14 protein-coding genes and 1 pseudogene are annotated in these 20,839 nt (G+C 69.1%); 9 read left to right on the plus strand and 6 right to left on the minus strand.

What is annotated here, in order from left to right; translation table 11 throughout:
• Positions 1-21: 21 nt before the first annotated feature.
• The 5 genes from OQ02_RS44435 to OQ02_RS37470 are packed head-to-tail and all read left to right on the plus strand — an operon-like array spanning position 22 to position 7,783.
• Positions 22-1,548, plus strand: coding sequence for a hypothetical protein (locus OQ02_RS44435; protein WP_033443433.1), 1,527 nt, complete (start codon positions 22-24; stop codon positions 1,546-1,548).
• Positions 1,549-1,574: 26 nt separating this feature from the next.
• On the plus strand, positions 1,575-4,010 hold the full coding sequence (locus OQ02_RS41720) for a toll/interleukin-1 receptor domain-containing protein (RefSeq protein WP_051773291.1): 2,436 nt from the start codon (positions 1,575-1,577) through the stop codon (positions 4,008-4,010).
• Complete coding sequence (locus OQ02_RS37460) at positions 4,003-5,592, plus strand: hypothetical protein (RefSeq protein WP_033443434.1); 1,590 nt, start codon at positions 4,003-4,005, stop codon at positions 5,590-5,592. Before OQ02_RS41720 ends, OQ02_RS37460 begins: the two co-directional genes overlap by 8 nt.
• The gene (locus OQ02_RS37465; RefSeq protein WP_033443435.1) at positions 5,589-6,137 is read left to right on the plus strand and encodes a hypothetical protein; all 549 of its coding nucleotides are present in this window, start codon (positions 5,589-5,591) and stop codon (positions 6,135-6,137) included. The genes OQ02_RS37460 and OQ02_RS37465 overlap by 4 nt, the downstream gene beginning before the upstream one ends.
• Complete coding sequence (locus OQ02_RS37470) at positions 6,134-7,783, plus strand: hypothetical protein (RefSeq protein ID WP_033443436.1); 1,650 nt, start codon at positions 6,134-6,136, stop codon at positions 7,781-7,783. Before OQ02_RS37465 ends, OQ02_RS37470 begins: the two co-directional genes overlap by 4 nt.
• Positions 7,784-7,846: 63 nt before the next feature.
• Here OQ02_RS37470 and OQ02_RS46370 read toward each other — a convergent pair whose 3' ends face one another.
• Entirely contained in the window at positions 7,847-8,944 is a 1,098-nt protein-coding gene (locus OQ02_RS46370; RefSeq protein WP_033443437.1) for an integrase core domain-containing protein, read from the minus strand.
• Positions 8,945-9,067: 123 nt separating this feature from the next.
• Between OQ02_RS46370 and OQ02_RS37480 the strand changes: the two genes are divergently transcribed.
• On the plus strand, positions 9,068-9,532 hold the full coding sequence (locus tag OQ02_RS37480; RefSeq protein WP_051773293.1) for an IS5/IS1182 family transposase: 465 nt from the start codon (positions 9,068-9,070) through the stop codon (positions 9,530-9,532).
• A gap of 27 nt (positions 9,533-9,559) precedes the next feature.
• On the opposite strand, the gene OQ02_RS37485 is transcribed toward OQ02_RS37480, so the two are convergent.
• The 4 genes and pseudogenes from OQ02_RS37485 to OQ02_RS47350 form a co-directional block, all read right to left on the minus strand.
• Positions 9,560-10,411 carry a transporter substrate-binding domain-containing protein gene (locus OQ02_RS37485; protein ID WP_033443438.1) on the minus strand — a complete coding sequence of 284 codons (852 nt, stop codon included), beginning with the start codon at positions 10,409-10,411 and terminating at the stop codon, positions 9,560-9,562.
• Complete coding sequence (locus OQ02_RS37490; RefSeq protein WP_033443439.1) at positions 10,408-11,184, minus strand: NACHT N-terminal Helical domain 1-containing protein; 777 nt, start codon at positions 11,182-11,184, stop codon at positions 10,408-10,410. Before OQ02_RS37490 ends, OQ02_RS37485 begins: the two co-directional genes overlap by 4 nt.
• Before the next feature lie 393 nt (positions 11,185-11,577).
• Entirely contained in the window at positions 11,578-13,092 is a 1,515-nt protein-coding gene (locus OQ02_RS37495) for an ISL3 family transposase (protein WP_033443440.1), read from the minus strand.
• A gap of 202 nt (positions 13,093-13,294) precedes the next feature.
• Positions 13,295-13,469 (minus strand): annotated as a pseudogene (locus tag OQ02_RS47350) (IS30 family transposase); the annotation flags it as partial.
• A gap of 2,918 nt (positions 13,470-16,387) precedes the next feature.
• Here OQ02_RS47350 and OQ02_RS47355 point away from each other — a divergent pair.
• The 3 genes from OQ02_RS47355 to OQ02_RS37515 are packed head-to-tail and all read left to right on the plus strand — an operon-like array spanning position 16,388 to position 20,258.
• On the plus strand, positions 16,388-16,960 hold the full coding sequence (locus tag OQ02_RS47355; protein ID WP_081916224.1) for a transposase: 573 nt from the start codon (positions 16,388-16,390) through the stop codon (positions 16,958-16,960).
• Entirely contained in the window at positions 16,947-17,750 is an 804-nt protein-coding gene (locus OQ02_RS37510; RefSeq protein WP_033443443.1) for an ABC transporter ATP-binding protein, read from the plus strand. Before OQ02_RS47355 ends, OQ02_RS37510 begins: the two co-directional genes overlap by 14 nt.
• 3 nt (positions 17,751-17,753) lie before the next feature.
• Positions 17,754-20,258, plus strand: a complete 2,505-nt coding sequence (locus tag OQ02_RS37515) for an ABC transporter permease (protein WP_033443444.1) — start codon at positions 17,754-17,756, stop codon at positions 20,256-20,258.
• Positions 20,259-20,634: 376 nt separating this feature from the next.
• On the opposite strand, the gene OQ02_RS37520 is transcribed toward OQ02_RS37515, so the two are convergent.
• A partial coding sequence (locus tag OQ02_RS37520; protein ID WP_197043674.1) for a response regulator transcription factor occupies positions 20,635-20,839 on the minus strand: 205 nt, incomplete at its 5' end.

The following is a 20,839-nucleotide window of genomic DNA, read 5'->3' on the forward strand; positions in this document are numbered from 1 at the left end:
GAGACCCGGGGTCACGTCACGATGACCCACCCACCGGCCTCCGGCTCGTTCGACCACGACCGCTGGCACCTGGTCCAGCCCGGTGACGACCCGAATAGCTCGCAGTTCGCCTCCGCGCACGAGTCCCACCACAAGCAGCTCCAGGACTCGACGAGCTTCGGCGCGGTGGCGCGGACCTACCATGCGCTGTGGATGGCGACCGGCGCGCGGGAGCACCGCGAGACGGCGGGTGCTCTGACACGGGCGAGCAGCCTAGTGCAGGAGGCGTTCGCCTCGTGGCTGCCGGCGTTGGCACTCGGGTGGGACCGTGATCGGGTGGTGCGGAACTACCCCGGCTACCGGGCGCACTTCGACGCGATGGCGGAGGTCGTCGCCTCGGTCGACAGCCCGTACCTCCGCTTCCACGTGGCCCACGCCGTGTCGAGGGCGTGCATGCAGACCTCGGTGATCGAGCGCGTGCTCGACGTCGGCCTGGCGAACTTCTCGTTGGCCGATCTGCGGGAGCGGGAGCTGCCGGACATCCGCTTCGGGCTGCTGCGACGCCACCTGCCGGATTGGTCGGCCCACGTCCCCGCCGACCCGCGCCTCACCGCCCTGGTGGAGCCGGCCACCCTCACCGCGGAGATGTTCGACCCCGCGCTCGAGGAGTTGTGGGTGCTGGTCAACGAGGCGGTGTACGACGCGGCGGCGTCGGCGCTCGGCGGGGACGGCACACTCGGGGTGAACGAGCACCTGCTGTGGACGCCGAAACTCGTGGCCGCAGCCCGGGAGTTGGCCGGTGCGGTCGACATCGAGCCGGGGACGCGGCTGCGCCAAGCCGAGACGCGGGCCGTGGTGCTGGGCAACACCGAGTCCGAAGGGTTCTCGGTCGCCGGCCCGCTGCCCGCGCGAGTCCTGCCCGACTCCACCGCGTTGTCGCTGATGACCGCCGACCTGGAGCGACCGCACCTGTTCGCCACCGTCCGCAGGTCGAAGTCGTTGACGGACAACTACACGTGGGAGCCCGGGAGTCGCCCACCCACCGGTGACGTGCTCTGCGTGGTGCGCCGGACGGTGCGCGAGGACGACGGTCGGCACGTGGTGGAGCTGCGGCGGGCCACCGACCTCGCCGAGGTCCACCGAAGCGAGGTGCCCGTCATCGCCGTGGTGCCCTGCACCCTGCTCGACCACCCGGCTGCCGCCGGGTGGCGGCCCGCGCGGACGGCGCTGCTGCTCGACCTGCCGCTCACCGAGCACCTGGACCTGTGGCTGGACGCGCCGGGCAGCCGCTTCCGCTACACCTTCTTGCGCACGGAGTCGTTCGGTCGGGTGGTCCCGTTCCTGGTCGGTTCGGTCGAGCACGACGGCCACACGCTGCCGCTGATGCTGCGCCCCCTGTCCCACGCGGGTGTGCGCGTGCACCAAGCCGCGCTCGCGGAGCTGTACCCGCCGGGTGGGAAGGTCGTGGCCGACCACACGTTCCTCGGCGCGTACGAGAACCTGCTCGGGCCGGTCCTGGCGCACCTCGCGGGCGAGGAAGTCCGCTTCGACAACCGCATGGACTTGTGACGGGGCATTCCGGGGGGTGTGGGGACGTGGGCGGTGTGTTCGTCAACTACCGGAACGAGGACGAGCCGTGGGTGGCGGCCCTGATCGATCTCTACCTGTCCGGCCGGTTCGGGCGTGGACAGGTGTTCCGCGCCAGCCGCTCCGTGGGGCCCGGCGACTTCCAGCCGCAGCTCGTGCGCCGGGTCCGGGACTCGTCGGTGCTGCTCGCCGTGATCGGCCGCGCGTGGGCGGATCCGGCGGCCGGTGGCCGGCGGCTGCGGGATTCCGAGGACTGGGTGCGCCGTGAGATCGAGATGGCCTTCGAGTCGGGAGTCGAAATCATCCCGGTCCTGGTCGACACGGAGATGCCCCGCCGCGGGTTGCTGCCGAACTCGTTGCACCCACTGGTGGTGCGCAACTACACCAGGCTGCACCGGCGCACCGTGGACGACGATCTCGCACGACTGGCCCGCATGGTCGAGGAGGTCGCGCCCGAACTGGCGTTGTTCGACCTGGTCGACCGACGGCGCCGGCCACCGCTGCCGGGACCGCCCAGCGCGCTGCTCGACCCGCACCGCGCGCTGGTGGACTTCCAGGACCGGGACGGCGTGGTACCGGACCTGGAGAGCTGGTGCCTCTCCCCGTCCGAACCGCCGGTGCTGTTGACCGGGGCCGGTGGCGCGGGCAAGACCCGCGCAGCGGTGGAGTTGTGCGAGCGGATGTCGGCTCGCGGCTGGCTCGCCGGCTTCGTCTCACCGACGATGCCGATCGAAGCCTTGCGGCGGCTGGACTCGGCGCTCGGTCCGGCGCTGCTGGTGTTCGACCGGGCTGAGACCCGCACCGCCCAGCTCGCGGCAGCGCTGTCCGCCGCGGTGCGCAGGCCGCAGGACGGGCGGCGGGTCGCCGTGCTCGCCTTGGCGCGCTCGACCGGCGACTGGTTCGAGCAGTTGGTCGACACCGAGGGGTACGGGTCGCCGGCGCCTTACTTGTCCGTGCGCGAGGTGCCCACCCCGCCGGGTGGCCGACCCGAGTTCGACGCCGCTCACCGGGCTTTCGCCGCGGTGGCGGGGACGTCGGTGGCCGTCGGGGAGGTACCCACCTTCCCGTCCGCACTGGACGCGCACGAAGCAGCTTTGGCGGAGGTGCACGGCACAGCCGTGGGCGACCTGCTGCGCCTCGAACACCAGTATTGGGACGCCACCGCCGCCGTCCACCACCTGGCCGACCCCCATCCCGCGCGGTTCACGCAGGTGGTCGCCGCCGCCTGCCTGTTCGGGGCGCGGGACGACGCCACGGCCCTGGCCACGTTGCGCATGCTGCCGACCTTCGCCGACGCGGGCCCGGACGTGGTGCGGCGGTACGCGGATTGGGCCCGCGAGTTGTACCCCGGTACCGGCTCGCTCAACCCGATGGCCTCGAGCCGGCTGGCGGAGGCGCACGTCACCAGGGCGCTGACCAGGAACCCGGAACTGCTGGACCTGCTGCCCGCAGTCAGTGCCGAACAGGCGGTGCGGGCCCTCACCGTGTTGGCCGCCCCGGCGTCGGCGCACCCCGAGTGGGTGGCGCGGCTGGGCGCCACGATCGCGGCCGCTCCTGCCCGGCTCGTCCCGGCGGTGGTCGTCGCCGTGGCGGCGGTAGCCGAACCCGACGCGCTCCTGGCTGCCGTGTCCGGGTGCCTGCCGGCGCTGGGCCGCGAGGACCTCGACGTGGTCGCCGAGGCGTTGCCGCGCCGCAGCCTGGCCCTCGGCCCCTTCGCGCTGGAGGTGGAGTGGCGGGCCTGGCAGGCCCACCGGGACGGACCGGACCGAGACCGGGCGTCGCGCCTGGCCCTCCGGTTCGCCGCGCGAGCCGCGTACCTGCGCGTCCGGCGGGACGACGCGGTCTCGGCGGCACTGGACCAAGTCGAGTCGACTTCGCCTGCCATGTCGGCCGAAGCGTGGGCGGTGCTAGCGTTGCTGTACGAGGGCGACCGCTCCGTCGCGGCGGGTGCTCTCGCCGTGGCGCGTTTCCGGGAACTGGGCGCGCCACACCGCGCGCAGTACGCCATCGCGCTGCACAACCAGGCGGTGCGGCTGCGTGTCGCGGGGCGCGAGTCCGAGGCGGCCCGGCACGCGCGCCGCGCCGAGGCGCGGGCCCGCGAACTGGTCGCCCGCGACCGGCGGGCGCACCTGTCGCTGCTGGCGGACGTGCTGGACAACCTGGCGGCCACCACCGGTGACGCGGCGGTCGCGATCGAGGCGCTGGAGCACCGCCGCGACTTGGCGCGCAGCCGGAACGACGCCTACCTCGCCCCGTACGCAGGCACGCTGAACACGCTCGGCAGGCTCCTGCTCGACGACGATCCCGGTGCCGCTCGCCGACACCTGCTGGAGGCGCGTTCGCGGTTCGAGGCGCTGAACCGCCGCCACCCCGGGCACTTCGACCGCGAACTCGACGTGGTGGCCGGCAACCTGGAGGCACTGGAGGCAACCGCGGATGGCTGACGACCACCTCGCTCGACTGCTGTTCGACGGCCTCGTCGGATCCGGCCGGTACACCCCCACCGAGGGCTCGCGCGTCCGCCTGGGCGGCCGGGACGAGGTGCTCGACGCGGTCGTCCACTTCCACGAGGTTTACCACTGCGCGTTGAACGACGGCACCGCCTGGGGAATCCTGCTGCACGCGCTCGCCCACCTCCCCAGCGGCCCGCTGGTCGACTTCCTCGATGTGGCGCGTACGACGCACGAGACGTTCGTGACCTACTCCAGCGTCGCGACGGTCGAGGCCCACCACGGGTCGACCGGTCGACTGCTCGACGCCTACCCGTCCTACGCGTCCCTTCACGCCGGATTGGTCGAGGTGCTTGCGGGGGTTGCCGGCGTGAACCGCAAGCTGACCGTCGTCACGGCGCTCGCCAGGGTGTGCATGCAGACCCCGGTCCTCGAGATCGTGGTCGACCGCGGCCTCGACGCGATCACCCTCGCCGACGTCCGCTCAGCCGACCTACCCGATCGCCGGTGGGCACGGCTGCTCGCCGGTGGGCCGGCGTTGGCGCTCCGCATCGCCCAAGCCGCGGACTCCGCCGTCGCCAGCGGGTTCGGCCGCGACCTGCTGGACGCCGACATCGCGGGCGCACCGCTGGCCACGATGTCCGCCGCCGAGCACGACGAACTCTGGCGGGCGTGGGAGATCGCGGCGTACGACCAGGCGCGGCGCGAACTGCCCGGTGCCGCCGTACTCGACTACAGCGGCCACCGGGAAGGCGCCGCCGCCACAACATCGCTCGTGCCCGGTCTGCTCCTGCGTGGTGTCGGGGAGGACGAAGCACCGCTCGACGACTCCGCGCTCAGGGCGGCGCTCATCCAGCAGATGAGCCACGACTTGCAGGAGCTGGAGCGCTTTCCGGCACGGGTGCTGTCCCTGCCGGTCGACCGCCTGGTCGCCGCCGCTGCGGGCAACACGGTGATCAACGACGTGCCTCACCTGTTCGTCCACGTCCGGCAGTCCGCAGCGCTGGCGGAGCAGTACGACTGGACCGGGTCTCCGCCCGACGGCGGCCCGGTGGTCGCGGTGCGCTTGGTCGACGCCGACGGCACTGTCCTGCACCGGATCGTCGACTCCGTCGCGGAGCTGCACGAGATCGCCGAAGGGTGGGGATTCCGCGGCCCGATCGTGTGCTGCGTGACGACGTCCTGCCTGGCCGACGCCCGGTGGCGGGAGGCATGGTTCGCGGAGCTGCCCGGCGTCAACGCCGTGCTGATCGACGTGGAGGCGGAGCGGTTCCTCCCCGGCTGGCGCGCGGGCAGTGTCCCGGTGCGGGCGACGAGGCTGCTGCTCGACGACCCGTCGCGTTCGGCGGTGGTGGCGCTGGTGCTGCGGTTGGCGGGCAACCGGCACTCGTGGTTCGCGGTGGGCGACCGGATCACCACCACACTGCTGCTCGACCAGTTCCGGGCCTCTCTCGGTGGTGCGTTCACGGAGACGACACTGCCGGACGCGGAGCTGGAGGACGCTCGTGCCGCCGCCCTGCACCTGTTGCGCACGGAGTCCTACGTCGGGTTCTCAGGACTGAAGGAGCGAGGGTGACCACGAAGAACGACGACAGGTTCGACGCGTTGCTCGCGAAGGCGGGAGTGCCGGACGAGCGGGTCCGCCGGCCGGACCTGGAGCGGGTCGCGAAGGGCGTGCGCAGTCCGGGCGGGGACGACTTCATCGAGGCGACCGCGAAGATGTCCAGCCTGGAGTGGGACAGCGGGGAGAGCCGCCCGGAGGGCTACCTCGAACTGCACGCCGACGAGTGGAGCATCGACCTGGGGGCAGCGCGCAACAAGGAGGCCGTCGCCTGGGCGCTGGTAGCCTCCGTGCTTCTGCGCGAGGACGTGGCGAACAACTCCATTACCTGGTTGGCGCGGTTGCTGCCCGCGATCGGCGAACTGTCGGTCACCGACGTCGCCGGCCGAGTCGGGGCGGTCCTGCGGATCACCGCCACCGAGGTGCCCGCGACGCTGGCGAAGGTGGTCCACCCGCTCGACTTCGCGGACTTCGTCGCATCGGCTGGGCTCGCGGCTCGGACCGGCGCGGAGGTCGAGGTCACCGACGGCGTGCGGTTGCGGATCGAGGTGGCCGAGTGAGCGCGGACCACCTGGCGGCGCTGCTGTTCTCGGGCGATGGCGGTGTCGACTCCGGGCTCTACCACCCGGGGAGGTTCGAGTTGCGACTGTCCGGTGTGGACCAGGTCAGGCACGAGGTGGTGCACATGCACGAAGCTCACCACCTCACGCTGACCGACAACACCGCGTGGGGCGCTGCGCTGCACCTCGCCGCTCGTACCCCGGCATGGCGGGAAACCCTCTTCGTTCCGCTTCTCGACCTCTGTCGCGTGGTGCAGGAGACTTACGCGACCTTCATGAGCGTCAACGTCGTGCTCGCCCGGCACGCCGTTGCCGACGAGGCGCTCGGTGTCTACCCGGCCTACCGACCGCTCCACCAGGCGCTCGACGCGCTGCTCCGGCCGGTCCGGGGTCCTCACCGGCGTGCGTTGGCAGCGGGTGCGGTGGCCTGGTGCTGCATGCAGTCACCCGTCCTGGAAACCCTGACGCGCGTGGGTCCGGAGGAGTTCACCACCGCCGACCTGCGGGAGATCGACCACCCCGACGCTCGGTGGCGCAGGCTCGCCGCCGCCCCCGAAGTGGTGTCGGCGGCCCTGGAAGCCGCCGACAGCGCTGTGCGCACGGCCTTCGGCGACGAGGCGCTGCGGGCGGATCAGCCCGAGAGGTCGCCGGCGGACGCGATCGACGACGGGTTCGAACCGGCGTGGCTGCTGTGGGAGAGCACGGTGTACGCGTCGCTGGGGGAGTACCTGGCCGCGCGGGGCGCCACGTTGCTCGACCACCACATCGACCTGGAGGGAGCTGTCGAGCCCCTGCGCCGACTGGGCGCGGACGGTCCGGTGTTCGTGCCGGACCCGGATCCGCTAGACGACCAGGTGATCTCGGAAACCGTGCTGCGGAACGTGGCTTACCGGTTCACCGATGACCTCCTGGACAGCCGGATGATGGTCGCCGATCGTGACGTGGACGTCGACGAGGTCGTGCGCGTCGTGGACCTCACCTCGCGCTTGGGCGGTGTGCCGACGCTGAGCATCAACGTCCGCTTGGCGCACCGGCTCGCGGAGACCTACCGCTTCGATCCCGCGACCGTCGCCGACCTCGGCACCCGTCCCGCCGAGCCGGTGGTGGCCGTACGCGCCGTCGCGGACGACGGTGCTGGCGGCGACGTGCTGTGGCACGTGGAACTCGCCGAGCCGGCGCACGTGACGCGCATGGTGGAGGAATGGGGCGGAAGGGGTCCCGTGCACGTGTGTCTCGGGGCGAGTTGCCTATGGGCGGCGGAGTGGCTCGGGCGGTGGAAGCAGACCCTGGACGCCGTCGGTGACGTGGTGGTGCTGCTCGACACCAGCCTCGACGCGGTCTCGGGCAAGTGGTCCCAGGCGGGCGGCAGCATCGACCACAAGGTCGTGTCCTTCGCGGGGACGCCGCTGACCGTCGTGGCCTTCGCCCCGCCGACGAGGGAAGCGCTGTGGCTCGCGTTGGGCGATCGGGTAGTGGCGGACATGGTCACCGGTCTGTTGGCGGCGCTGCCGGGCTTGACCCTGCGTCCGCCCGACGCGGTCGACTGGCGGGAGGTCGACCCGCTCATCAGGCTCGCCGGCACCCAGATCGCCCACACCGAGTCTTACGTGGACTTCACCGCCTTGCGCGGCCATCCCTGGTCATGAGAAGTGCGGCCGATGGTCCGCGTAGTTCGAGGTTGTGCCTGCCGAGAATGTCGTCCGTGCAGGTCAGGCGGCCTGGTAGTACTCGTTGAGGATGCCGCCCAACCGCTGTCGCCGGCGGATATCCAGGTGGGTGACTGCGACTTGGTCGGTGACGGGGTGTTGCAGGGCGCGTAGTGGTCGTGCGTTGTGGATGCCTTGGTGGTGTCGGTGGGTGTTGTAGAACTGCTCGTACTCGCGCAGTGAGTGGAGCAGGTGCTGTTGGTTCCAGATCAGCGTTCGGTCGAGGAGTTCTCGGCGGCAGCCGTGGATCCAGCGTTCCATGATCGCGTTCATGCGCGGGATGCGGACGCCACTGAGGGCGACCTGGATGCCGGCGTCGGCGAGGACGGTGTCGAACAGCGCCGGGAACTTCCCGTCCCGGTCGCGGATCAGGAACCGCATGTGTCGGCCCTCGTCTTCGAGGTCCATGACGAGATTCCTGGCGGCCTGGGTGACCCAGGAGGCGGTCGGGTGCGCGGTGGCGCCGAGGACGCGGATCCGGCGGCTGGCGTGCTCGATCACCGCGAGCACGTACAGACGGGTGCCGCTGAGGGTGGTGATCTCGAAGAAGTCGCAGGCCAGCAGGGCGTCAGCCTGCGAGTGGAGGAAGGCCGACCACGTCGTCGTGGTGCGTTCGGGTGCCGGGTCGATGCCGGCGTCTTTGAGGATCTGCCAGACGGTGGACGCGGCGACTTTGATGCCGAGGACGAGGAGTTCGCCGTGGATGCGGCGGTACCCCCAGGCGGGGTTTTCGCGTGCCAGGCGCAGCACCAGGAGCCGGATCGAGCGGAGGGTTCGTGGTCGGCCGGCCCGCTTGGGGCGGGATCTGACCGCGTGACGGCGTGCGAGAAAGTCCTGATGCCACCGCAGCACCGTCTCCGGACGCACCAGCAGTCGGAGCCGACGAAGGGTGTCGACGGGAAGTCGGTGCAGCAGTGCCGCGAGGAACGCTCGATCGCCGGGAGAGAACCGCGTACGGGCGTTACCTAGTTGACGTTCCAGGATCGTGATCTGGTGCCGCAGCGCCAGGATCTCCACGTCCTTGTCCCGATCGCTCATGGGCAGCAGGCGCAGCAGCGCGAAGGCGTTGGTCACGCCCAGATAGGCCAGTCGGAGCAGCACAGCCGGTCATCATGCCGTGCTGGCCGATGGCACGGCGGATGGCAGCCGTGCCGATGAGCGTTTCGAGGTCTTGGTCTCCGTACAACCTCTACCTGCGCGGATGAGGTTATCGGCAGGCACAGGGTGAGCGGAGCGGTTCAGAACACGTCGGTGTCCTGCCATTACGGTGGGAAGAAGGTCGCCGGGCGCAAGCGGCACATCGTCGTGGACACCATGGGACTGTTGTTGGCGGTGTTGGTGACCCCGGCCTCGACGCAGGACCGGGTCGCCGCGCGCAGCCTGCTGCGGCGGATGCGCGACACCGCCGGCGGGCGGGTCGCGTTGGTGTGGGCCGACGGGGCCTATACCGGCACCCTGCTCGACTGGGCCCGCACCACACTCCGCCTGGTGGTCGAGATCGTCCAGCGCCCCGACGTGCCGTATTTCATCGTGTTACCCAGAAGGTGGGTGGTGGAGCGGACTCTGGCGTGGATCACCGGACACCGCCGCCGCGTCCGCGACTACGAACGACTACGCCACCACCACGAGGCCATGGTCCGCTGGTCCATGATCCGCATCACCAGCCGCCGACTCACCCAACCCCAGTAGCTCGAAAACAGCTACTAAAGGCCGCTGTCAGTTACCACATAGGGTTCGATCCACGTCCGACACCTTGTGCGATTTTCCGTGAGGCACGGTGCCGAGCCACCGCGCGAAGGAGCCGTCCCATCGTTCGTCCAGGAACCTCTGCACCAAATCGTTCAACTGCTGGCAGAGGCCTGGGGTGCCTTTACGCATGCCGACGCCGTATCTCTCATCCTTCACCGGGAATGTCGACGGGTCGTTCTCCCACATCAACGGCAGCACGGCCGATCTCCTTGCTTTGCTATAGGCCACTAGGAGGGATTGGTCTGTCACCACGGCGACCACACTGAGATCATCTGGGTCGACGAACCGGTTGAAGCAGTCACGGTCGTGCTCCCTCAACGTATTGTGCTCTGCGGTGGTGCCAGCGTTCGTGCACACGAGTTCGCGCGGGATGCCGGACCACCCCGGATCAAGGCGGTCCATTTTATCGGCGGAGTACATCAGGCCCGAGTTATCGATGTAATAGGGGCCGGCAAAATCGATCAGATTCCGTCGCCGTTTATCCTGATCGGGCCACGATGGGCCATCGATGGAGAAGTTCGCAATTACCAGGTCGACCCGTCCTTCGGTCAGCGCAGTGATCCGCTCCACTGGCTGGAGTACCTGGTAGGTGACGTGGTCGAACCCTAACTCGGTCGCGATGAACGTGGCGAGGTCGATGTCGAAGCCCTCGGGGGCGTCATCGGGAAAACTCCAGCCGGGCATGGTACCGCTGATCCCCACGACAAGTTCGTCGCCGAGGTATTTGGTGGGTGTGTCGAAGTGGACGTACGCGGCGGCTGTAAGCGCTGCCGTCGTGAGCATCGCGATAATGAGCGGTATCAACCTGCGGCGGATCATCGCAACGGCCTCCGGTCCGCTACCAGCGCGGTGGTGGACGCAGCGAGGTAGGCCAGGAGACCGGTGACGACTCCGGTGGCGGTCGCTTGACCGAGCAGGCCGCCGAGTAGCCAAAGCACAGCAGCGGACAGGAGGCTAGCTGCGGCACCCGTGCAGATCCACCAGGGGTCGCCGAACTGCGCCGCCCCGGTCCGCTTCGACGGCGATGCCGTCTTAAGCATTCCGGGCTCGCCCACCCCCCGCATCCCAGCGTCCGACGCCTCGACGGGCGGCGGCGGGTTACCGCTCCAGTGGTTGATCGTCACATTGCCATGTACTGCACCGGCCTGCACCACCGGACCGGAGACAGCGGCATCGAGCCTGTTGTCGACGGAAGACTCGACCGCTGTTCGGAGCAGAGAACCCCGAGTGGCCACTGACGTGACATGGCCGCACACGGCAAGGCACAGCCGGTCGTAGAACTCCTCGCCGTCATGATCGAGCGCGGCTCGCTCGCGCAGGCCACCGGCCTCGTGCCGCAGTAAGGCCGCCAGTCGTTGAGGATCTGCGCCGGACGCCTTACCCACTACGCGGAAGGTATCGATCAGGGCCTGCACTGCCATCGCCTTACTGCTGCTTTTCAGGAGGTTCCAGTGCGCACCCTCGCACCACCTGGTCAACTCGACCACCAACTGCCGCACCAGGCGGTCTCCTGCCGGTGAAGTCCGCTTTTCGCCCGCGAACTCCACCACTGTCTCGGCTAACTCGACAATGACAACTCCCAGCACCGGCACCGCACACCCCTACCGACTCGACCCAGAGAGCCAGTATCTCCTAGTACGCATCGTCACCGGTTCACGGGCCGAAGTGGCGGTGTCGACGTGTTCATGCCACGCTCCATTCTGTCCATCGCGGGCCGGTGGTCGGTGTCAAGAAGCTCTGCCAGCTCGCCGAACAGCAGTGCTACTGCGGGCGACCTTGGGGACCACTCCCGTTGCCCAGTACCTGCAAGGTGTCGAAAGTCGGCCAGACGAGCCACACGAAGATCAGGTACACCAGTCATAACGCCATGCCTGGCCGTCATGCCTCCAAGGCCCATGGTGCGCGATCGCCGCAGCTCAATACCCTGTGGGGTGCCAATAGGGGACTGTAAAACGAGCGGCTCTGGCGTACTTCCGGTGGTGGTTTCATCCGACGAGGATGCGGTGGCGGAGGAGGTCGAAACCGGCTCTTCCGTACATCTGGCGTTTGATCAGTTTCGTCTTGGTGTTCACGCCTTCGGTGAGTCCGTTGTGGTGGTCGAGGGTGATGGCGGCGGTGGCGGCGTCGATGTCCTGGTCGATGCCCCGGACGAAAGAGTGCACGTGGGGGAGGTCCGCCTCGCGCGCCGCAGTGGTCCACGCCGTCAACCGGCCCGCGTTGTCCTTATGGGGAACGATCAGGGCGGCGAAGGAACGCACAACGCCTGCCAGCGCTGTCATTTCGGGGCAGGACGCGGTCAGGGCGTCGAGTCGTTCGCGTTGCCGTTCGGTGAGATTCTCCGGTCGGGTCAGCAGCAGTCGGGCGGCCCGACGGGACGAGAGGTGTGGATGCTCGTCGAGGTGACGTCCCTGGTTGAGGTAGCGCACGAGGAGGTTCTGGCTGCCGTCGTAGCCCAGGGTACGGATTTCGCCCAGCAGCGCGGTGGCCCCCACAGCCGGTTCCTGTTCGCGGCGGGTGCGCAGGTGGTCCCGGTACGGGTCGACCATGCTGGCCCGGTACTTCGGCACCCGCTGGATACGCTCCGGTGTGGCCGCGCGGGCATAGCGCTTGACCGTGTTCATCGCCAGGCCGAGGCGGCGCGAGCAGTCCAGCAGCCCGACCCCGGCCTCGCGCAGGGCATGGATCTGGTGCCACCGCCGCAGCGTGGTCTCGGCCAGCTTCCCTTGGCGCAGCCCCGTGGCCGAGGCCCAGCACGAGCTGTGGGCCGCGACCTCCCTGCCCGCGGCGTCGCACAGGCCGTGCCACAGATGCCACCGGTCGGCGACCTGGGTCGCCCGCGGCAGCGCGTCCCGCACTGCCTGCGCATAGGCGGTCGAACCGTCCCGGCACACGACCTCGGCTCCCGGATGCTTCCGCAGCCACCCGGCCACCACGTCGGCGCCGCGTCCGGGCAGCACGTCGATCCGGGCGCCGGTGTCGGCGTCGATCACCACGGTGGCGTAGTCGTGACACCGACGCAGCGCGAAATCGTCGATCCCCAGCACCCTCGGCACCGCGCGATCCGGTAATGGGATGCCCAGCAGGACCCGTACGGCGGTGTCCCGCCCGACCACGATCCCCAGCGACGGCAGCAACCGGGCGGAGGCCCTGCCGGCCAGCTCGCGCACGACATCGCGGACCTGCACATCGAGCCGGACGGTGCGTCGCCGATACCGCTCGATCAAGCCAGGTACCTGCACCCTGAACGTCCGGCGCGCACATTCCGTGACAGGGCAACGCATCCGACGTATCCGCACCCTCACCAACACCCGGCGTCCGTCGACCGGAACATCCGCGAGGACCCGCTCATGGAGAGCGTGAACCCGGCCCGTCGACGTGCCGCAAGTAGGACACGCCACCTCACCGCCCCTGGCCGACGCCCGCACCACGATCACATCACCGGCGTCCTGGACGCCCTCGATCGACAGCGCCGAAAGCCCCGAGAACACCGCACCGACCAGCTTCGCCGCTTAAGCCATAAATGATCATGACAACCCTCAACCCCGTCACGGCTTGTGCCCACCGCGCCACCACCGAAAGTGAATTGTCTGCCAACCGAAGCGGTTGGGTTCTCGCTGGTGTTCACTCCGGTCGAGCGGCGCGATGAATCATGCCTGGATTCCTCTAGAGCGTGTCGACATTGTGGTGCAGAAGCGGGCGCCTTCAGCCGGTGGAAGCATTCGCGCTGGTGAGGAGGTTGGCGAAGACTTCTGCTGGGGATTCTGAATCCTAGGATAAGGCGTGGTCGCATGTTGATCTCGGTTGCGACGGAGGCGAGGTAGCCGCGGTCGGTGGTGATCTCGGTGTCCTTGGGCAGGTACTCGCGGATCAGTCGGTTGATGATTCTTGGTCAAGGGAGTGGTCCGGAGGAGCGGATTCAGGAGATCTCGTTGTGCCGCAACCGGGTCCTGCTGCTTCAAACTGCGCTCAACGGATCCCTGAGGAGTGCTCTGGGGACTGTTTCCGCAGGTCAGATCATGATCTGGGCGACCCTGGGGGTCAAGGGGTCGCAGGTTCAAATCCTGTCGTCCCGACGGTCTGAAGAAGCCCGCTCGATCTGGATATCTGCCCAGGTCAGCGGGTTTTTTCGTGCGTTGATGTCGATCTTCATTTGGTCACGGAACGGTAACTTTGTGATCTTGGTGAACGCTGTATAGGAGCGAATTCAGGAGCGGGTCGCTCCGGATCTTTGACCAACGCCAAATGGGGTCGCCCCGAACGGGTGAATCCGCCGAACCTACGTCAAACAACACCCGTTGGTGTGAACCGCTTTCAAGGTGCGACGAGCGTCCTGGGCCGGTCCTAACCTGCTGATATGGTCGCCTGGCGAACTGGACGGACGCGATCGGACGCAGACTGCAGATCATAGGCCTCAACGATCACTGCAGTGGCAACGGCACGGCGCTGAAGCAGCGCACGAGGAAGCGCGCGACCTGTTCACCCGGCTGCGCGCCGGAATGGCCGCCCGGGGCGCGGCACGTGGCTGCACGCCACCTACTGGCTCGACTGTCCGGGCAACTACGCGATCGAGTACAACCGCCAGGACGAGCCGCGTTTCCGCACCCCGCCGCCCCCATCGGCCCACGCCCGAGAACTGGAGCTTTTCCCGCCCGTCGACGAGCACGTGCCGGACTGGCTGCGCGCCGCCGTCACACCGTGATCCGGCATCGGGGCGGCGTTCTCGGCTCTCGCTGATCAGGCCGTATGCCCAGGTGTCCGCGGCCGGGGACGATGGGCGTGCCGGACGCGCCGATCCCCCTGGGGAGTGACAGGCCATGAGGCCGTGTCGTCGGGGCGATGTCCCAGCGGATCCAAAAGACTTGATCTTGATTGCCTCGACCGCGGGGACCACGGGTCCACCCGGCTCGCGCGGGGAAGACCCGGTCGGCCACCGCACCGACGAGGGCAACGCCGGACCACCCCCCCGCTCGCGCGGGGAAGACTGGAACGAGGACGCCCAGCCGGTCTGGACACCGGGACCACCCCCGCTCGCGCGGGGAAGACGAAGGCGTCGACCAGGCCGAGTAGCCAGGCGTGGGACCACCCCCGCTCGCGCGGGGAAGACAAGATCGGCGTACTGCTGCGCGGCGTCCTTGACGGACCACCCCCGCTCGCGCGGGGAAGACGGTGCGCACGCTGGAGAACATCGGCGAGGCCCGGGACCACCCCCGCTCGCGCGGGGAAGACGAAGTCCGCCACCACGCGGAGGCGGGGGGGAGAAGGACCACCCCCGCTCGCGCGGGGAAGACTCACCAGGTGGGGGTTGGACTCGACCATGCGGGCGGGACCACCCCCGCTCGCGCGGGGAAGACTCGGACAGCATCGCCCACTCGATGCTCATCGAGGGACCACCCCCGCTCGCGCGGGGAAGACCGCCAGCCGTCGAAGGGGCAGTGCAGGACACCGGGACCACCCCGCTCGCGCGGGGAAGACCCTGACGTACAGGTGCCGATGGAGGACAAGGACGGACCACCCCCGCTCGCGCGGGGAAGACGTGATGATCGAGCCGGGCACGAACACCAGCACCGGACCACCCCCGCTCGCGCGGGGAAGACGCGCTGTGTCGCGCACTGGCCACCCTGGAAGGGGGACCACCCCGCTCGCGCGGGGAAGACCGGTGCGCGACGAGACGCGCTGGGAAGTGCGGGGGACCACCCCCGCTCGCGCGGGGAAGACGCGCGGGCGGTGAGCGCGGTCGGGGCGGTCGCCGGACCACCCCCGCTCGCGCGGGGAAGACGCGCGGGCGGTGAGCGCGGTCGGGGCGGTCGCCGGACCACCCCCGCTCGCGCGGGGAAGACACCGCGTCATCAGGCACCACTCGAACTGTCACAGGACCACCCCCGCTCGCGCGGGGAAGACCACATCCAGTGGCGCGACCTCGACGTGTGCCAGGGACCACCCCCGCTCGCGCGGGGAAGACGCGGATACCGAGGTGGGTCAGGTGGTTGCCGGCGGACCGCCCCCGCTCGCGCGGGGAAGACGTGGTGCTCCGACCCGACAAGCTGCGCCTGCCGGGACCACCCCCGCTCGCGCGGGGAAGACGGCAGGTGTGTTCGGGTGCCTCGCCCCCGACGGGGACCACCCCCGCTCGCGCGGGGAAGACCCGGCGAGGATCGCGGCGGTGATGTCCTCGGCCGGACCACCCCCCGCTCGCGCGGGGAAGACCGCCCGCAAGGACCGGGTGGTCGCCCGTGCCGAGGACCACCCCCCGCTCGCGCGGGGAAGACTGGGACACGTGGTAGCGCACCGCCCACCGCTCCGGACCACCCCCGCTCGCGCGGGGAAGACGCCGGCTACGCGCTGGGTGAGGACACCCGCGAGGGACCACCCCCGCTCGCGCGGGGATTCCTTTGTGGAGGATGACGAATGTGGACAGGGACGTGTGGTGGCCGACAGCGCTGTGTACCTGCGTTGCGGGTCAGCCCGAGGCGAGTGCCGGAGGGTTCGCCGCGCCGACCCGCGGCACTGCGGACAAGCGGTCGGCACACCCGGCGCAGCCCGTGCGCGGTGGGATGCGCACCGTCGTCCGCGACGTCCCGACCCGGTCCGTCGAGCACACGCATCCGGCGGGTGATGACTACGGATCCTGCGACAGTGGAAACAAAGGAACACCTGCACGGGCGGGGAAGTCCGTGCCAGGCACTCCGAGGCAGTGAGGTTTCAACGGAATGAGGTTCACCAGTAGCGCGAGGATTTTCCAGGCACGGCCCGAAGGGAGTCGTCCGTGGCGCGCCATCGAAGAAGAACCCCGACGAGCTGAGATCCCGTGCGGTCCGGCTGTACCGGGAGCCGGATCCGAAGCTGGCGATCGCGCCCCTAGCCCGCCAACTCGGCGTGCATCACGAGGCGTTGAGGACCTGGATCCGGCGAGGCCTGGCCGACCGCGCGGTGAACGAGGCGACCGACCCACGACCGGACACCCGGACATGGTCGCAACGCCGTGACAGCCTGGCTCTACCAGCGACGATTACTTTTCGAGCGGCACAGGGAACGATGTTCTCTGCCTGCAGGCCGATCTGCTCTGCGTGCTTCCAGCCTTGCTGGACTCATGGAAGCCCTGAGCAGCGATGTTCGGGCAGTGGGCGAAGACGTCAGTGCCTTGGTGCACTGGATCAGCCGGATCTTGAGACCGCGGCGGCTGATGTCACACCGATGGCGTCCGTGTTCGTCGGATCCGGGCCGACGTCGGCGCCACGGAGCGGGCAGGTGCAGCCTGCGCTACCAAGAACCGCCCGCAGCCTGGGTCGTTTCGGCCGACGAGCGACATTACGGTTCTGTCCTGGAACTCAAAGAATAGGACCTCGGGCTTATTGTGATGTCAATCCATAATGTACAGACTGATGGATCTCCTGGTGCGGGCGTTGCCAGTTCCGCGTCGGCGGTGCGGGTCCAGGGCCTGAAGAAGGTCTACGGCACGGGACCGCAGGCGGTGACTGCCCTTGCGAGCGTCGACGTGATGTTCGAGCGGGGTACGTTCACGGCGGTGATGGGGCCGTCGGGTTCGGGCAAGAGCACGCTGCTGCAGACCGCGGCGGGGCTGGACCAGCCGACCGGCGGCCAGGTATGGGTCGGTGACACGGAGTTGTCGCGACTGTCCGAGACGGATCTGACGAAGCTGCGGCGGTCGAAGATCGGGTTTGTTTTTCAGGCGTTCAACCTCATCGGAGCGTTGACGGTGCAGGAGAACATCGTGTTGCCGTTGCAGTTGTCGGGAAAACGCGCCGATGCCACGTGGGTGCGGCAGGTCGTTGACCGGGTCGGGTTGACCGAGCGGTTGGCGCACCGGCCGTCGGAGCTGTCCGGCGGTCAGCAGCAGCGGGTCGCGATTGCGCGGGCGTTGGCGACGCGCCCCGAGGTCATCTTCTGCGACGAACCGACCGGTGCCCTGGACACTCAGACCGCGGGCGAGGTGCTGAGTCTGCTGCGTTCGGTGGTGGACGAGGCGGGACAGACGGTGATCATGGTGACGCATGATCCCGTGGCGGCGTCGTATGCGGATCGTGTGATGGTGCTGGCCGACGGCCGGATCGTGCACGACATGCCGCAGCCGGGTGCGGAGCGCATCGCGGAGCACCTGGCGTCGCTGGGTCGTCGCCCTCGCATGACGCAGGAGCGCTGACCGATGCTGAAGCTGGCCGCGAAGATGCTGCGCTACCGCATGGGCAGCGCGGTCGCCACCCTGCTGGCCTTGACGGCCGGAGTGGTGCTCTTGATGTCGATGGGACTTCTGGTGGAGTCCGGCCTGCGGTTCGAGGCCGCGCCGAAGCGTTACGCCGCAACAGACGTTGTTGTTGCCCATCGCGACATCACGGTCACGACTAGCGGTGAGGAGAAGGTCACCGTAGAGCTGCCTGAAGGGGGCACCGTCCCGACCTCGATGGTCGAACGGCTCCGGCAGGTACCGGGTGTGGCCACGGTTGTGGGGGACACGTCGGTAACGGCGATCCTGGAGAACGGCAGGGCCACCGGGCACGGGTGGAGCAGCACGGTGCTCACCCCCTACGAGCTGGTCTCGGGTGCCGAACCGAAGAAGGGTGAGGAAGTCGCGCTGGATGAACGCCTGGCCGGCTCGACAGCGCCCGGCGACGAGGTCCCGATCCTGGTGGATGGGACGGCACGCGTCTACCGGATCAGTGGCCTCGTGCGCAGTGCCGGCCCACGGCCGGCTCCTGACGCGTTGCCTGCGCTGTTCTTCACTGACGAGCACGCGGCGGCCGTGTACCCGCGGCAGGGCCGGGTCGACGCTGTCGGCGTCATTGCCGAGCCCGGTGCGTCCAGTGACGCAGTAGTCGCCGACGTACGCGAGCTGGCCACCGAGGCCGGAGCCAAGGCATACGCCGGCGCCGAGCGCGGGTTGCTGGAACAGTCCGCGGATGCGGCGGCCGGCCGGATGCTGGTCCAGCTCGGCACTGTCTTCGGCGGGTACGTGGCGCTGCTGGTGATGTTCGTCGTGGCCGGAACCATCGGCCTCGCGGTCCGGCACCGACGACGCGACCTCGCCTTGCTCCGGGCAGTCGCCGCCACGCCCGGCCAGATCACCCGGTTGATCCTCATCGAGGTGGGGCTGCTCAGCCTGCTGTCGGTCGTGATCGGCGTGCCCTCGGGCTGGTTCGCCATACGATGGCTGCGCGGGGAACTGGTCGACCACGAGTTCATCCCGGACACGTTCCCGTTCAGCGGCGGTGTGCTGACCGCGGTCGCGGTGGTGGTGGCGACGATAGCGGTGGCGGTGGGTGCCGCGCTGATCGCCGCCCGTCGGACGGTGCTGATCCGCCCGACGGAGGCACTCGGCGAGATCGCTGTGGAACCCCGCCGGAACAGCAAGATCCGCTTGTTTTCCGGGTTCGTCGCCTTGGCCGGTGGCGTTTTCCTGACCACGCTCACCACTGCGCTGAAGGGGACCGCTGCCCTCGGCACCGCGATAGGCGTGCTGTTCGTGCTCGTCTTCGCGGTCGCGCTGCTCGCCCCCTGGATCAACCGTGTGGCCGCCCGGCTGCTCGGCCCGGTGCTGCGCGCGGTGTGGGGCGACAGCGGTTACCTCGCCGCGGCGAACCTGCGCGCCAACGCCCAAAGCATGGTCACCGTGCTGACCGCACTGGTGCTGTCGGTTGGCCTCGGTGGCTCGATCTGGTTCCTCCAGGACAACCAGCAGCGAGCGGCCGTTGAGCAGAGCCGTGACGGGATGCTTGCCCAACACGCCGTGATCTCCGCCGCAGGTCTGCCTGACTCCGCCCTCACGGAAATCCGCGGGATTCCCGGCGTGGTGGCCGCCACCGGAGTGCGTAATACCTCGATCATCCCCGCCGGGGGAGAGGACGCCAGCGGTGTGCAGGCGATCGATCCGGCCGGCGCCGAGCTCACGATGGACCTCCGGGTCCGCAGCGGCAGCTTGGCCGACCTGCGCGGCCCCGCCATGGCGGTGTCAACCTTGCAAGCCGATTCCAACGGCTGGGAGATCGGCGAGCAGGTCGAGGTGTGGCTCGGCGACGGCACACCGGCCACCCTGCGCATCGTCGCGATCTACGACCGGGGCATGGGTTTCGGTGACGCTACCGTCGCCAAGGACGTCATCGACGGCCACACCGCCGCCACCGGCTACGAGCGGATCCTCGTCCGCAGCGAACCGGGCACGGACATCACCACCGCCCTGGCCGACGTCGCCGACCGGCACCCCGGTAGCACCGTGACGAGCACCGCCAGCCTCACCGGCCAGCTCGCCGACGATCTGGAGCTGGGATCCTGGTTGAACAAGCTGCTGGTCGGCATCATGGTCGGCTACGCCGCCCTGGCCGCCGCCAACATCATGGTCATGGCCGCCCTCACCCGTGGCCGTGAACTGGCTCTGTTGCGCTTGGTCGGCGTCACCCGCAAGCAGGTGAAGAGAATGGTTCACGCGGAACAGACCGGCCTGCTTGGCGTTTCCCTGCTGATCGGTGGAACCATCGCCGCGATCACATTGGTGTCGGTGGTACGCACCCTCACCGGGCGGACCGTGCCCTACGTTCCCACGCTGGGATGGGTGTCCATCATCGGCGGCACGACGCTACTGGCCCTGCTCACCACCGTCCTGCCCATCGCGCGACTGCTCCGAATCCCGCCGATCGCCGGTATCGGCGTCAAAGAGTAACGATCGCCTGGGGCAGCAGACCGTCCCGATCCGGCTGAACGACAACCGAAGGGCGTCCGCACCGCGAGGACGCCCTTCGGTTGTCGTCGTCAAGCGTCTGGACGACGAGGACGCTGACGACGGTGTTCGAAGCCCTGCGCCACAGCCCCAAGTCGTTCGACTCACCGCCCGCTCCGGGTTCGCTCCGAGTCCGCAATCCGTGTGGAGCTCGGTTCGCACTCGCAGCGCTGGAGCCAATCGCTCGGCCAGGACAACGCAGCCACGTCTTCATGCTCCCGAGGTACTTCCAGCCAGTCGGCTGAAGGCCGGAGAGGCAACGGTCGATCGCTGCGGCGTAACGCCGCTCTGCGCTCGCGCGGTGGCCGACGATCCGTCGTTACTTCGGTCCGCTGCCCTCGAGGTAGCGCAGGACCGCGGTGACGCGGCGGTCGGCACGGTCGTCGGGTGCGAGGTCGAGTTTCGCGAAGATGCTGCGGATGTGCTTGTGCACTCCGCCTTCGGTGATGACGAGCTTCTCGGCGATGGCGGTGTTGCCGAGTCCTTGGGCCATGAGCGCGAGCACGTCGCGTTCCCTGGGGCTC

The organism is Saccharothrix sp. NRRL B-16314, assembly GCF_000716595.1.
Taxonomy (GTDB): domain Bacteria; phylum Actinomycetota; class Actinomycetes; order Mycobacteriales; family Pseudonocardiaceae; genus Actinosynnema.